The organism is Desulfovibrio piger (assembly GCF_012843875.1).
Classification (GTDB): Bacteria; Desulfobacterota; Desulfovibrionia; order Desulfovibrionales; family Desulfovibrionaceae; genus Desulfovibrio.
Genome location: NZ_JABAFY010000059.1, coordinates 1 through 13,277, shown reverse-complemented (window position 1 = coordinate 13,277; position 13,277 = coordinate 1). Strand labels below are relative to the sequence as shown.

The window sequence follows — 13,277 nt, the reverse complement described above, 5'->3', positions numbered from 1 at the left end:
TTGTTACCTCGTCAATTTTATGGGACTACTTTACCTTGCTTTAGCCTGTATCCTTTGGAGAAAACTGGTATAGCAAGATGTATGCCGGACATTCTCTTAGAAGAAAAAGGCTGCAACGACTTTGAATATAAACAACTTGTCGTAGCCTGAACAGCGGAAGAGAGGATCTGGCAAAAAAAGAGCATAAATGTATCGCCTGCGGGGCAGACCAGCCGTTCATGCTGCCGTGGCAAGGCGGAAAACAGGCCGCAATGGCCTGTATTGGACGCCATGTCTGGCCGGACGTGTGCCGCCATGGGTCTTGTGTATTGTCCGAAAGTTTTTTTTGGGGCACAGTGGCCGGAAGCGACGTAAGGCCGGGCATCCCGCCCGGCTGCAAGTTCATCTGGAGGAAGCACCATGAAGTTTTCCCGTATGGCCAGCCTGGTCTGCCTGCTGTGTCTGTTCCCCTTGTCCGTCCCCGTCCAGGCCGCGGACAGCCTGAAGATCTCCAGCACCATCGGTCCGGTGGATGCCGGTATCCTGCCGCTGCTGGCCGATACCTTCAGCAAAAAGACCGGTATCGCCATCAGCATGGAAAAAGCCGGGACCGGCAAGACCCTGAAAAAGGCGGAAAGCGGCACCTTCGACCTGGTGATGGTCCATGCCCGCAAGCTTGAGGACGCCTTTGTGGCTGCCGGTTTCGGTGTGGATCGCCGGGATGTCATGTACAATGACTTCGTCATCCTGGGCCCTGCCGGTGACCCGGCGGGCATCAAGGGCATGAAGAGCGCTGCCGAGGCCTTTGCCACCATCGCCAAGGCCGGTGTGCCCTTCGTCTCCCGCGGGGACAAGTCCGGTACCCATGTCAAGGAAATGGACATCTGGCAGGCTGCCGGCATCCAGCCCGCTGGTGCCTGGTATGAGGTCTATGCCGACGGCGCCAAGGGCAACAAGGCCACGACGCTCTATACGGACAAGAAGCAGGCCTACACCCTGATGGACCGCGCCACCTGGCTGACCCTCAAGGATACGGTCAAGGTCGTGCCTCTGGTGGAGAACGACCCCATCATGCTCAACCTTATCGCCATCATCCGGGTCAATCCCGACAAATTCCCCCAGGTCCACAAGGATGCGGCCCTGAAGTTCGCGGACTGGCTGGTGGGCGATGAAGCCCAGACCATCATCCGTGATTTCGGCAAGGACAAGTACGGGCAGCCCCTGTTCTTCCCCAATTCCGATCAGTGGAACGCCAAGCACGGCAAGTAATGACTGACGGCAGGGGAGCTTTCGTACACGGGGCTCCCCTGTTTTTTTTATAAAAGATTTCATAATTTTTTGATACCGGAAAAGCGGGGTGTGTCCGTTTAACATACATGAATATATGGTTTTTTTCTGCCAGTATTCCCGAGAGATGCCCATCCCAAGGAATTCTGGCCTTGACGACAAATTTGATATAGAGCTATATAGCACTTAACTTTTAAAGAAGGATGTTATGCAACCTTTGCAGCTCTCCCCCCGTTATTCCGAGGCCCTGCCCATGTACTACCGTCTGCAGCAGACCCTGATCGACAAGATCATCTGCCAGGACTGGAAGGCCGGCATGCAGCTGCCCTCCGAGCGCGAGATCGCCGCGACCATGGGGATCAGCGTCGGGACTGTCCGCAAGGCGCTGGAAAACATGGTCCACAAGGGCTATCTGAGCCGGATCCAGGGCAAGGGCACCTTCGTGGCCGAGAACACCCTGGATAGGAACAACGTGAAGTACTACAGGTTGCGCAAAAGCCTTACGGACCAGGATACCTCGCTGCGTGTGAGGACGATATCCATAGCTAAGGCCTCGCGGACCGATCCCGTCATCAGCGATTTTTCGCCGGCGCCGGACATCCAGGAGTTCCTCAAGGTCAGCCGTGTGTTCCTGGGGAAGGACGGCGAGACGTTCTGTCCCGTCGTCATGAGCGAGTCCTACATCCCGCTCCCGTTCGGAGAAGGGCTCATGAACATCTCTCCGGCAGAGATGGAAGAGCTTTCGCTGTATCTGCTGATAGAAAAGTACTGCCATTTCCCCGTGTTGCGCAGCTGTGAGCAGCTGGGGGTGGAATGCGCCTCCCGGGATGTGGCGCATTATCTAGAAGAGAAGGAAGGGACCCCCATGATCCGCTCCAACATGCTTTCCATGACCTACGAGGATCGCATCGTGGAGTTCCGGCGCAGTCTGATCCGGCCCTGTCCCTTCGGGCTCATGCGCTTCCATGAGTTCAGGAAGTGATGTCGTTTTGGGAAAAGGGACTCGGCTCCCTTTTTTTGGTCTTTTAACTGCTATATAGAACCATAGCATATGTGGCAAAAAAGGAGACGATGTATGCAGCCATACATGACCCTGAGTGCAGATGTGCTGATTGTCGGCGGCGGTAGCGCCGGCGTGATGGCGGCTATACGGGCCAAACAGATGGACCCCGGGCAGCGGGTCGTCGTGTTTGAAAAAGGAGACATGCAGTATTCCGGGTGCATCGCCCGCGGCATGGATGCCATGAACATCGTGGCTGTGCCCGGGACCGAAGAGACCCCCGAGCTGTATGTGGAGACCAACAGGGAAGCCTGCCAGGGCATCATGGACGAGCCCGTCAACTATGCCATGGCCAAACGGACCTGGGCCGTCATGAAAGAGCTCATGGACTGGGGGGTCTGCTTCCCCGTGGATGAGAAAGGGCAGTTCGACAAGCTGCAGATCCACTCCAAGGGCAAGTTCTGCATCACCATGAAGGAGCCGGAGCTCAAGACGATACTGGCCAAAAAAGCCTATGAGTACGGCGCCGAGGTCTACAACCGCATCATGACCGTGCGTCTTTTGAAGGACGGCGACAGGATCAGCGGCGCTGTGGGCATCAACGTCCGTACGGGAGAGATCGTGGTCTGCAAGGCCAAGAGCGTCATCCTCTGTTCCGGCGGCACGGCCCGTTTCGGTCTGCCTGCCAACGGCTATCTGTACGGCGTCTATGACTTCCCGGGCAATACCGGTGACGGCTACGTCATGGCCTACCGTGCCGGTGCGGAGCTTTCCGGTTTCGAATACACGCTGGTCTATTACATCATCAAGGACATCAACGCGCCCCTCCTGTACATCACCCTGACCCGCGGCGCACACCTGCTCAACGCCTTTGCCCAGGAGTTCCAGGAAGACCATCCCGGCATCCACCTCATGCACATGGAACACCTTGCCGAGCGCGGTCCCATGCGCATCGACATGCGTCACATGAGCGAAGAGAAGATCCGCGAAGTGGAAGACCTGCTGTTCTCCACCGAACGACCGGTGCAGGAGCGGTTCTTCAAGGGGCGCGGTGTCGACTTCCGCACCGGCGAGATCGAGCTCTGGCCCACGGACTGCTACCTTTGCGGCGGGCATGGCCTTACGGGCATCCGCATCAACGAGAAGGGCGAGAGCTCGGTGCCCGGCCTGTATGCGGCGGGCGACGTCTCCCTGGTGGCCCGGGCCCATTTGAGCGGCGCGTTCACCTTTGGCCAGATCACGGCGGAGAACGCCACGGAATACGCCAGCACGCTGCCTGACATGCCGCTGGATGAGGAGCAGGTCCTGGAGGTCATCCGGGATCGTGATGCCAAGCTTGCCCAGGCTGACGGCAAGATCCCCATCAAGGAGTTCGAATACAAGGTGCGCCGCCTGATCAACGATTACATCCGTCCGCCCAAGAACGAATACAAGCTCGACAGGGCCCTCTGGTGGATGGACCGTTTCAAGAAGGAACTCAGGACAGACGTCAGGATCGCCAACAAGCACGACCTGTTCAAGGCCTATGAGGTCGAGAACATCATCCATTGCGCGGCCATGAGCGCCCTGGCCTCCAAGGAACGCAAGGAAAGCCGCTGGGGCCTCTGGCACATGCGCTCCGACTATCCCATGAAGGATGATGAACACTGGATGAAGCACATCGTGCTGAAGCAGGGGGATTCGTTTGATGATATCCGCATTTCCTATGCGCCAATCATAAAGATGTAGGTGTGTCATGAGCGCTGAAAACATCCTTGAAGCCTTGACGGACAATATCGTCGTCGACAAAAGCAAGTGCATTTTTTGTGGCCACTGCGCTGAAAAATGCGTGCTGGACAATATCCGCATCAACCGGGCTCCCTGTTCCGGGGCCTGTCCTCTGGGGCTCAATGTCCAGGGGTACGTGCAGCTCATCGCCAGGGGCCAGGAAGACCGGGCCCGCCAGCTGATCGCTGATGTGCTGCCTTTTGCCCCCGTCATCTGCAGGATCTGCGACCATCCCTGCGAGCATGCCTGCAACCGCCGGGACGTGGACGGGCAGGCGGTCAGCATCAACGGGCTCAAGCGCTATCTTTTTGCCGGTATGCCGGATGGGGAACTGTGTCCGGCTGCCGCGACAGGCAAAAAGGTGGCCATCGTCGGTGCCGGGCCTGCCGGCATGCTGGCCGCATATGACCTGCGCCGGGCCGGGCATGACGTCGCCGTCTATGATGCCGCCCCGAAGGCCGGCGGTCTGCTGCGCAGCGTCCTGCCGCTCTGGAAGCTCCCTGACAGCGTGCTGGACGGCCAGATCGCCATGCTTGAAAAAGGCGGTGTGACCTTCCATCTGGGGCAGCGCATCGACAAGGCGGGCCTGGAGGCCCTGCAGGCTGCGCATGATGCGGTCATCCTGGCCCTGGGTGCCGGGGAGGGGCGCGCTTCGGGCATCAGCGGCGAACAACTGCCGGGGACCTTGCAGGCTCTGGATTTCCTGACCCGCGTCCGGTCCGGGCAGGGCAGGGAACTTTCCGGCAACGTCGTGATCGTGGGCGGCGGCTATGTCGCGCTGGATTGCGCCCAGGCGGCGGTCCGCTGCGGTGCGGAAAAGGTCCTGGTCGTCTATCGCCGTACGGTGGACGACTTCAAGGCCGACCGCGAAGACCTAGAAAAGGCCAGGGCCCTGGGCGTGCGCTTTGCCTTTACCTGGGCCCCGGAACGCATCACTGACGCAGGCGGGCTGACACTGTACTGCCGTCACGATATGGCAAAATTGCCCGGCCAGTGCGTGGACTATCCCGATTTCGATCCTGATGAGGAACGGGCCTTCCCGGCGGATACCATTATCTGGGCCATCGGCCAGCAGCCGGACAGACAGCTCGCATCCCTTGCGGAAGGCGTCAGCGTCGATCCCGTCACCCTGCAGGCAGGCGAAAAGCCCCTCTTCGTTGCCGGGGACATGGTGGGCGGGGCTTCTTCCGCCATTCGGGCCATGGCATCGGGGCGGCAGGCGGCCACATCTGTCCTGCGCCTGCTGGAAGGCAGCGACCTCTACTATGAACGCAGCTATCCCGGTCCCTTCATTGATGATTATGTTCTGGACATCGCGGAGCCCTGCCGTCATGAACGGCAGCAGGGCAGTGGTCATGTGTGCACGGGCAAGGGCGATTTTGCGGAGACGACGGACGTCTTCACCGCGGAACAGGCCCGTACCGAGGCCTCGCGCTGCCTTTCCTGCGGCGGCCCGACCGGCCATTACCGCAACTGCTGGTTCTGTCTGCCGTGCGAGGTGGAGTGCCCTGAACAGGCATTGTATGTGAATATTCCCTATCTGCTTCGTTAAGCCCCTAAAGAGGGGGGACATTGTGTTCCGGCCTGCATTATACAGGAGACAGGTATGAAAAAGATTCTTGGTCTGATTCTGGCAGTTGGACTTATGCTGGGTGCCTTGCCCGCGCGGGCGGAGTACCCTGACAAGGCCATTACCTGTATCGTTCCGTTTGCTCCGGGCGGAGCCGCCGACATCACTGTGCGGATGGTGGCGGACTATTTGTCCAAAGAGATCGGCCAGCCTCTGGTCATCGTCAACAAAGGCGGGGGGAGCGGCATCCCGGGCCTGAATTTTGGCCTCAAGGCACGTCCCGACGGGTATACGGTACTGGGAGGTTCCATAGGCAATGCGTTCGTCGCTACGTATTTTCTGGGCGCGCCCGCCTATGACATGGACAAGATCGCCTTCGTGGGGGCGTACATGCCCCACGACCGCCTGCTGCTCACACGGCCCGACAAGCCCTACAAGACTTGGCAGGAGCTGGTGGAATACGCCCGGACCCATCCCGGTGAAGTAGCCATCGGGCACGGTGCCAGCCAGGAAGGCCTGGAAGTGGTCAAGGCTGCCGGCATCAAGGAAGGCGTCTCGTTCAACCAGGTGATGTACAAGAGCGGCGGCCCGGCCACGGCGGATCTGCTGGGCGATCACATCGACGTGTGTGACCTCGGTACGGGCACGGCCGGCTTCCAGGCCGCCCGCAAGGGGGACCTGATCATCATCGCCAACCTGGGCACGGCTGAAGTCCCCTTCTTCCCCGATGTGCCCAAGCTGCGTGATATGGGCGCCCCCTTTGCCACGTCGCTGATGTACGGCTTTGCTTTCCCCAACGGGACGCCGGAAGCCATCCGGCTCAAGTGGGAACAGGCCCTGGCCAAGGTCATGCAGAACAAGGAGCTCCTGGACAAGATGCACGCCGCAGGCTTTACCCCTGCTTTCCTCAACGGCAAGGAATACCGGGAATTTTCCCGTAACTCCACCATCGCCGTGCAGGAGATGCTGAAGTACAACAAGCAGGGGAGCAAGAAGTAGAGCAGCCAACCGTCCCGGAGGCCCCGCCTCCGGGACAAGATGGAGGAAGCGATGTCTGTCGACCGCCTTATCGGGGGCCTGTTCCTGTTTGCCTGCCTCCTGCTGTGGTTCTGGATTATCCCGCAGCAGGTCGTTGGAGAAGAACAGGCGTTTTATCCCAGATTGACAGTGATCCTTGTGGCCATCCCTGCGGCCCTGATGTTCCTGCGGAACAAGGGGCGGCGGATCACCCTGGCCTTTTTCCGGGAAGGTTCCGACATCTCGAAGGACCTTGCCGTCAAGATCCTGGTACTTGTCCTGAGTTATATCGTTTTTTTGCTTTGTGTTGAAAAGATCGGTTTCTTTGTTTCGAGTGCGGTCTTTTGTCCTTTGTACATGCTGTTCTTTGCAGAAAGGAACTTCTGGAGGATATCTCTGACGACATGCGGGCTGCTTGGCGGGATCTACATCATCGTGGTCCAGCTGCTCAAGTATCCCCTGCCGGCCGGCCTTCTTTTTTAGCTGATCGTTTTCCCGGAGCGGAATATGCTTGAGAATCTCATGGGTGCCCTGGATCTTGTCCTTTGCTGGGAGAATTTTTTCTGGGCATTTGTCGGTGTTTTTTGCGGGGCCATCATGGGGGCCATCCCCGGTCTGACGGATACCATGGCCATCGTGCTCCTGCTCCCGTTCACGTATTACCTGGGGCCCATCCCCGGCATCGCCATGCTCATGGGCCTTTCCAAGGGCGGCAACTTTGGCGGTTCCCTTCCCGCCATTTTGTTCAACATCCCGGGGACGCCCCAGGCCATGTGCACCACCTTCGACGGTCATCCGCTGGCCATGCAGGGCAAGAGCGGCAAGGCCATGCAGACGGCGCTGTTTTCTTCGGTCACGGCCGATGCCCTGTCGGACCTGGTGCTGATCTTCCTTGCTGCTCCGGTAGCTGCTGTCGCCCTGCATATCGGTCCGCCGGAATACAGCATGGTGGTGCTGTTCTCTCTTGTCGTCATCTCCGTGGCTGCCACGGTCGACCCCTTGCAGGGGCTGCTGTCCACCGCCCTGGGGCTGCTGCTGGCCACTGTCGGCACTGACCCGGAATACGGTACCCTGCGTTTCACCTTCGGCATCATCGAACTTTCTGACGGCATCAGCCTCATGCCCATGGTCATCGGCCTGCTGGCCTTTTCCGAAGTGCTGCTGCAGGCGGAAAATTACTTCCGGCAGCGGCTCAACGGGAAGGGGGCGATGCAGCAGGTGCCCGTCAGCTCCGATCCTGACGACAACCGCATGACGGGCAAGGAATTCAAGATGTGCCTGCCCACGATCGGACGTTCGACCGTGATCGGCTCCATCGTCGGCATCGTGCCCGGTATCGGGACCACTGTCGGGGCGTATCTGAGCTATCTGTGGGCCCGGCGCAAGTCGAAGACGCCCGAAAAGTTCGGCAAGGGGGCCCTGGAAGGCATCGCGGCCTCGGAAGCGGGGAACAATGCCGTCAACGGGCCCAACCTCGTGCCCCTCGTGACTCTCGGCATCCCCGGCAACCTGGCTGCGGCCCTGATCCTAGGGGGCTTCATGATCAAGGGGCTCGTTCCCGGTCCCCGCTTCATGGAAGACCACGCCCCGCTGCTCTATGCCCTGTTCGCGGTGCTGTTCATCTCCAATATCTTCACCCTGTTCGTGGGGTCGTTCTTCATCCGCTATGCGCGCAGGCTGACCAACATCCCGCGTTCCGCCCTGTATGCCTGCATCCTGGTTTTCAGCATCCTGGGGTCCTATGTGTATAACGGCAACGTCTTTGACGTTTGGGTCATGTTCTGTTTCGGCATATTCGGCTATGTCCTGATCAAGATGTCCCTGAACCTGCCGACGCTCATCGTGGCCTTTTTCCTTGGCGAACTGCTTGAGGAGAAGGTCCGCCAGACCCTGCTGATATCCAATGGAGACTGGACGGTGTTCTTCACACGTCCTCTGGCCTTGCTGTTCATCGTTTTGACAGTCGTCGTCACCTATCTGTACATCGCCAAGATCAAAAAGGCGGCAAGCAGGGTCGTTGAGTAAGAAAGAGCGGCCGGCGGTCCTCGTGACACTGCCGGCCGTTTTTTTGTCTGCAGAAATCGGAGGGCCGTCGCCGCCATGGAAGGCCATGTTTTGGGGGACCGGGGCTTGACCGGGCTCGGTGAAATGCGCCACAATCACTGCTGCAATTTCTTGCAAAGTTACAGTATATCAATTTGTTGAGTATGCATCAGCGCAACAGGAGGGCTGCATGAAACGTCTGACCGTCATCGGTGGTGGCCCCGGCGGCTATACGGCGGCTTTTGCCGCTGCCCGCGCGGGCATGGAAGTCACGCTGGTGGAGGCTGCCCATCTGGGCGGGACCTGCCTCAATTCCGGCTGCATCCCCACCAAGACCCTCAAGGCTTCGGCCGAAGCTCTGGAGACAGCCCTGCGCCTGGCCGAGTTCGGCATCACCTGCGAAGGGACGCCCCGTGTGGATCCGGCCGCCGTGCTGGCCCGTAAGGAAAAGGTCGTCGGCATCCTGCGCGGTGGTCTGGAAAAAGCCTGCGCCCGTCTCAAAGTACGTCTGTGCACCGGTCACGGCAGGGTGCTGGATGCCCGTCATGTGGAAGTGACCATGGCCGACGGCAGCGTGGAGGTGGTGGAGAACGACGCCCTCATCCTGGCGACCGGCTCCCGGGTGGCGGAGCTGCCCGGTCTGGCTTTTGACCACACCCACATCCTGAGCAGCGATGATGCCCTGCAGCTGGACCGTGTGCCGCAGCGCCTGATCATCGTGGGCGGTGGTGTCATCGGCTGCGAGATGGCGTTCATCTACCGTGCCTTCGGCGCGCAGGTGACCGTGGTGGAAGGACAGGACCGTCTGCTGCCCATGCCGTCCATGGATGCCGATGTCAGCACGTTGCTGCAGCGCGAGATGAAGAAGCGTCGCATCGCCTGCGAGCTGGGTCGTACCCTCAAGGACGTGCGGGTGGAGGATGGCGTTGTCCGTGCCACGCTGACGGCCTCTCCCTTCGTGGACAAGCCCACGCCCGCCCAGCAGAAGGAAGTGCCTGTGGAAGCCGACATGGTGCTGGTGACCGTGGGCCGTTGCCCGGCCACGGAAGGCCTGGGGCTGGCCGAAACCGGTATCGGGACCGACCGCCGCGGCTGGGTCGTGGTGGATGATGCCCTGAAGACCTCCCTGCCCGAAGTGTACGCCATCGGTGATTTGCTGGGCCCCTCCCGTGTGATGCTGGCCCATGTGGCGGCCATGGAAGGCCTGTGCGTGGTGGAGAGCCTGTGCGGCAAGCCGCGCGCCATGCGCTATGATGCCGTGCCCTCCGGCGTGTTCACCTCGCCCGAAGTGGGCAGCGTGGGTCTGAGCGAACAGCAGGCCCGTGAGCAGGGGCTGGACGTGCGTTGCGTCACCTTCCAGATGCGCGAGCTGGGCAAGGCCCAGGCCATGGGCGAACTGCCGGGCTTCTTCAAGCTGGTGGCCGCTGCGGATGGCGGCCGTCTGCTGGGGGCGCACATCGTGGGCGCCCATGCCTCCGATCTGGTGGCGGAAGCCGCTCTGGGCGTGGCCAACGGCCTGACCCTGGAACAGGTGGCCCATACCATCCATGCCCATCCCACGCTGGCCGAAGGCCTGTACGAGGCCGCGCTGCTGGCGCAGGAGGCATAGGAGGCCCCATGCACTGGTTGTTGCTCCTGCTGGCCATCGGCTCGGAGATCGTGGCCACCTCGGCATTGAAGGAAACGCAGGGATTCACCCGTTTGTTGCCGTCGCTGCTCTGTATCGGCGGCTATGCCCTGGCGTTCTACCTGCTCTCGGTGGTGGTTAAATATGTACCCGTGGGCATAGCCTATGCCTTGTGGTCAGGCATAGGTGTAGTCATCGTTTCCCTGGTGGGCTGGTTCTTCTTCCACCAAAAACTGGACCTGCCGGCCATGATCGGGCTGGGCCTCATTGTTGCCGGAGTGGCGGTCATGCATCTTTTTTTCAAAAGCATGGAATTGTGACGAAGAGGGCGGCAGGAGACATCCTGCCGCCCTCTCTTTTCAAGGGACGCACTGTGTCCAGGGATACCGGCCCTCGTCAAGCTGGCCGGCATCCGTCAGCTGTTCCGGGCACATGTGAAGGAGGAGCTGCTCCGCAAAAGACTTCCTCTTAGGCAGGCAGCAGGCCTGCCTTCCGCAGCCAGGATTCTACCTGCTGGCGGGCACCATCCACCCGGCTGCCGCGTATGGCCAGCCCCTCGCCTGTCTTCGCGGAAGGGCAGAGGCGGCGCAGGTCGGCAGGAGCGCTGCCGAGGCCGGAGCCTTCGTGCGTGATGAAGGGGATGAGCGTTTTTCCGTCCAGGGCAGCCGTGGACAGGAAGGTGCGCACCGGTCCGGCAAAGGTGCCCCACCAGCTGGGCGATCCCACGAGGATGACGTCATAGCGGCTGACCATATCCAGCGGATTTTTCAGCGGCGGCAGGAAGCCCTGCTGCTTTTCCTTTTTTGCCTGGCTGACGACCGTGTCATAGTCGCGGGGATAGGGCGTGACGGGCTCCAGATCCAGCAGGTCACAGCCGGTCAGGGCCTGGATGTGCCGGGCGATGGTGCGAGTATTGCCCGTATGGGAATAAAAGACGACGAGCATGCGTTGTGCCTCCTGCGTTTGAGGGGCAGCGTGGCCCGTGCCCGGAAGGAACAGGCCGCCTGCGAGGGATGCGAGGGCCATCAGGATCTGACGGCGTCCGTTGTTGTACTTTTCCATGCTGTTCTCCTTTATGCTCAGCGGCCGGCGTACTGGCTGTCGGTAACAGGCTCCAGCCATTCCACGACCTTGCCGGGCTCTGTTTCTTCACAGATGGAGATATGCGTCATGGCACTGCCGGGAGCGGCGCCGTGCCAGTGCTTGACCTTGGCGGGGCAGATGACCACGTCCCCGGCCCTGATCTCCTGGATGGGCTTGCCCCATTCCTGGGTCAGGCCGACCCCGGCGGTGACGATGAGCACCTGTCCCACAGGATGGATATGCCAGTGGGAGCGGGAGCCGGGTTCAAAAGTGACGCTGCCGCCGCTGGAGCGCATGGCGTTGTTGGCGGCGTACAGGGGATCGATGCGCACGGTCCCGGTGAAAAAGCGGGGAGAGCCCTTGATGGGCGTCTGCTGCCCGCAGCGAATGATCTCCTGGCCGGGCTCCCGGGCGGAGACGCTGGAGGGGGCGGTGGTGCAGACAGCGGCAAGCAGGCCGCCGCAAAGGGCGAGCAAGGAAACGAAACGTCGCATGACATGACCTCCTGTCAGGACAGGGAAACAAGATCGTAGCGGGCATGGCCCATGCCCAGGGTCTCCATATATTCCAGCTGGCGCAGGCCGCTGCGGCTTTCGATGCGTTCCACAAGATCGTGGCGCTGCTGTTCGGGCAGGGCGTAGACCATGTCCACCGAAGCCTGATCCACGGCCAGAAGGTCGGTGGATGCCAGGATGCCGATATCCGGGGCGGTCGGTTCGGCGGCGCTGGCCCCCGCGCAGTCACAGTCCACGGACATGCGGCGCAGGACATTGATGTACGCCATATGCCCCTTGAAATGGGTGGTGATGGCCTTGCCGCCCTCCACCATACGCTCCATGAACAGCGGCCCTCCCGCCCACAGGTTGGTACCGTCGCTGTGCAGCTGCGCCTTGCCTGTCTTGCCGGAGGCGCAGCCAATGGCGATATTCTTGAGCGAACCGCCAAAACCGCCCATCACGTGGCCCTTGAAGTGGGTCAGCACCAGCATGGAATCATAGTTGAGCAGGTTCTTGCCCACGGCCACTTCCCTAAGGTGCCGCCCGCCGGGGATGGGCAGGGAGACTTCGCCGTCGGCATCCATGATGTCCACCGGGCAGAAGGTCCAGCCGTTGGTCCGCAGGGTCTCGCGGTGGCCTTCCGTGGTCTGGCGGGGGCTGGGGTAGAGGACGTTACACTCCACGATGCTGCTCTTCGGGATGCGGGCTTGCAGGGCCCGCACCATGTCGCGCGGCAGGATGTTGGGGCCGTGGGGCTCACCGGTATGGAGCTTGATGGCGATGCGCCCCTGCAACGGGGCACAGACCTTTTCGTAGATGCGCAGCAGGCTCTCCGTGGTGATCTCGGGCGTGAAGTACACGGTGGCCTTATCCTCTGCGGGTCGGGCTTGCAGCGGCAGGCTGTGGACAGCCAGGGAGCCCAGGGCAAGGCTGCCCGCCTTGATGAACTGTCTCCGGTTCACGGACATGGCATTTCCTCCGTAGTTGGGTAGGGGCATCAGCGCGAGGCGAGCACCTTTCGGGCCACGGTGCGGGCCGCATCCGCCTCCTGTCTGCCGACACGGGCAGCCAGCAGGTCAAGGAAGCCCTCCAGCTCTTCCGGGCTCAGGCCGCAGTTCATGGCCCCTCCCATGTGGAATTGCAGCTGGCCTCCCAGCCCGGGCAGGCTGGCCAGAGCGGCGATGGTGCACAGTTCGCGCGCTTTGCGGTCGAGCACGTCACGGGCGAAGATGTCCGCAAAAAGATGTTCCTTCAAAAAAGTATCGATGACCGGGGCAAAAGCCAGGACGCCGGACGGGGGCTGGATTTCTTTTTATCCGGCTAGATAGTATCGTCAAATTCAAAAGTATGTTATAATCTCTTCACTTACAATGAGGAGAGACCATATGGCGGCACATCGGAGGCATG

The 13,277-nt window shown here is 60.8% G+C and carries 13 protein-coding genes; 9 read left to right on the top strand and 4 right to left on the bottom strand.

Annotation, left to right across the window (positions count from 1 at the left end):
* Positions 1-399: 399 nt before the first annotated feature.
* The 9 genes from HF854_RS11095 (at position 400) to HF854_RS11055 (ending at position 10,610) form a co-directional block, all read left to right on the top strand.
* Positions 400-1,248: an ABC transporter substrate-binding protein gene (locus HF854_RS11095; protein WP_168936340.1), complete on the top strand. Its 849-nt coding sequence runs from the start codon at positions 400-402 to the stop codon at positions 1,246-1,248.
* Positions 1,249-1,474: 226 nt separating this feature from the next.
* On the top strand, positions 1,475-2,248 hold the full coding sequence (locus HF854_RS11090; protein ID WP_168936339.1) for a GntR family transcriptional regulator: 774 nt from the start codon (positions 1,475-1,477) through the stop codon (positions 2,246-2,248).
* 93 nt (positions 2,249-2,341) lie between these two features.
* Positions 2,342-3,994 carry an FAD-binding protein gene (locus tag HF854_RS11085; protein WP_168936338.1) on the top strand — a complete coding sequence of 551 codons (1,653 nt, stop codon included), beginning with the start codon at positions 2,342-2,344 and terminating at the stop codon, positions 3,992-3,994.
* 7 nt (positions 3,995-4,001) lie between these two features.
* On the top strand, positions 4,002-5,585 hold the full coding sequence (locus HF854_RS11080) for an FAD-dependent oxidoreductase (protein ID WP_168936337.1): 1,584 nt from the start codon (positions 4,002-4,004) through the stop codon (positions 5,583-5,585).
* Positions 5,586-5,639: 54 nt separating this feature from the next.
* A complete protein-coding gene (locus tag HF854_RS11075; RefSeq protein WP_168936336.1) occupies positions 5,640-6,602 on the top strand; it encodes a tripartite tricarboxylate transporter substrate binding protein in 963 nt (320 codons plus the stop codon).
* A gap of 51 nt (positions 6,603-6,653) precedes the next feature.
* Entirely contained in the window at positions 6,654-7,103 is a 450-nt protein-coding gene (locus tag HF854_RS11070) for a tripartite tricarboxylate transporter TctB family protein (protein WP_168936335.1), read from the top strand.
* A 24-nt stretch (positions 7,104-7,127) separates the two neighbouring features.
* Positions 7,128-8,645 (top strand): tripartite tricarboxylate transporter permease, encoded by a 1,518-nt coding sequence (locus tag HF854_RS11065; protein WP_168936334.1) that lies wholly within the window; start codon positions 7,128-7,130, stop codon positions 8,643-8,645.
* Positions 8,646-8,853: 208 nt separating this feature from the next.
* Complete coding sequence (gene lpdA / locus HF854_RS11060) at positions 8,854-10,272, top strand: dihydrolipoyl dehydrogenase (protein ID WP_168936333.1); 1,419 nt, start codon at positions 8,854-8,856, stop codon at positions 10,270-10,272.
* Between the two features lie 8 nt (positions 10,273-10,280).
* Positions 10,281-10,610: a DMT family transporter gene (locus tag HF854_RS11055; protein WP_168936332.1), complete on the top strand. Its 330-nt coding sequence runs from the start codon at positions 10,281-10,283 to the stop codon at positions 10,608-10,610.
* Positions 10,611-10,758: 148 nt separating this feature from the next.
* Here the strand turns inward: HF854_RS11055 and HF854_RS11050 are convergent, their stop codons facing one another.
* The 4 genes from HF854_RS11050 to HF854_RS11035 all read right to left on the bottom strand — a co-directional run bounded on the left by HF854_RS11050 (position 10,759) and on the right by HF854_RS11035 (position 13,125).
* Positions 10,759-11,235 (bottom strand): flavodoxin, encoded by a 477-nt coding sequence (locus tag HF854_RS11050; protein WP_240937740.1) that lies wholly within the window; start codon positions 11,233-11,235, stop codon positions 10,759-10,761.
* A 134-nt stretch (positions 11,236-11,369) separates the two neighbouring features.
* A complete protein-coding gene (locus HF854_RS11045; protein ID WP_240937739.1) occupies positions 11,370-11,867 on the bottom strand; it encodes a (R)-mandelonitrile lyase in 498 nt (165 codons plus the stop codon).
* 14 nt (positions 11,868-11,881) lie between these two features.
* Complete coding sequence (locus HF854_RS11040; RefSeq protein WP_168936330.1) at positions 11,882-12,838, bottom strand: DUF362 domain-containing protein; 957 nt, start codon at positions 12,836-12,838, stop codon at positions 11,882-11,884.
* Positions 12,839-12,867: 29 nt separating this feature from the next.
* Positions 12,868-13,125, bottom strand: a complete 258-nt coding sequence (locus HF854_RS11035; protein WP_240937738.1) for a carboxymuconolactone decarboxylase family protein — start codon at positions 13,123-13,125, stop codon at positions 12,868-12,870.
* Positions 13,126-13,277 lie beyond the last annotated feature (152 nt).

Excerpts from the sequence above, each read along its gene's own strand:
- lpdA (WP_168936333.1), top strand. The coding sequence starts at position 8,854 with ATGAAACGTCTGACCGTCATCGGTGGTGGCCCCGGCGGCTATACGGCG.
- HF854_RS11075 (WP_168936336.1), top strand. The coding sequence starts at position 5,640 with ATGAAAAAGATTCTTGGTCTGATTCTGGCAGTTGGACTTATGCTGGGT.
- HF854_RS11065 (WP_168936334.1), top strand. The coding sequence starts at position 7,128 with ATGCTTGAGAATCTCATGGGTGCCCTGGATCTTGTCCTTTGCTGGGAG.
- HF854_RS11095 (WP_168936340.1), top strand. The coding sequence starts at position 400 with ATGAAGTTTTCCCGTATGGCCAGCCTGGTCTGCCTGCTGTGTCTGTTC.
- HF854_RS11080 (WP_168936337.1), top strand. The coding sequence starts at position 4,002 with ATGAGCGCTGAAAACATCCTTGAAGCCTTGACGGACAATATCGTCGTC.
- HF854_RS11055 (WP_168936332.1), top strand. The coding sequence starts at position 10,281 with ATGCACTGGTTGTTGCTCCTGCTGGCCATCGGCTCGGAGATCGTGGCC.
- HF854_RS11070 (WP_168936335.1), top strand. The coding sequence starts at position 6,654 with ATGTCTGTCGACCGCCTTATCGGGGGCCTGTTCCTGTTTGCCTGCCTC.
- HF854_RS11085 (WP_168936338.1), top strand. The coding sequence starts at position 2,342 with ATGCAGCCATACATGACCCTGAGTGCAGATGTGCTGATTGTCGGCGGC.
- HF854_RS11050 (WP_240937740.1), bottom strand. The coding sequence starts at position 11,235 with ATGCTCGTCGTCTTTTATTCCCATACGGGCAATACTCGCACCATCGCC.
- HF854_RS11040 (WP_168936330.1), bottom strand. The coding sequence starts at position 12,838 with ATGTCCGTGAACCGGAGACAGTTCATCAAGGCGGGCAGCCTTGCCCTG.
- HF854_RS11045 (WP_240937739.1), bottom strand. The coding sequence starts at position 11,867 with ATGCGACGTTTCGTTTCCTTGCTCGCCCTTTGCGGCGGCCTGCTTGCC.
- HF854_RS11090 (WP_168936339.1), top strand. The coding sequence starts at position 1,475 with ATGCAACCTTTGCAGCTCTCCCCCCGTTATTCCGAGGCCCTGCCCATG.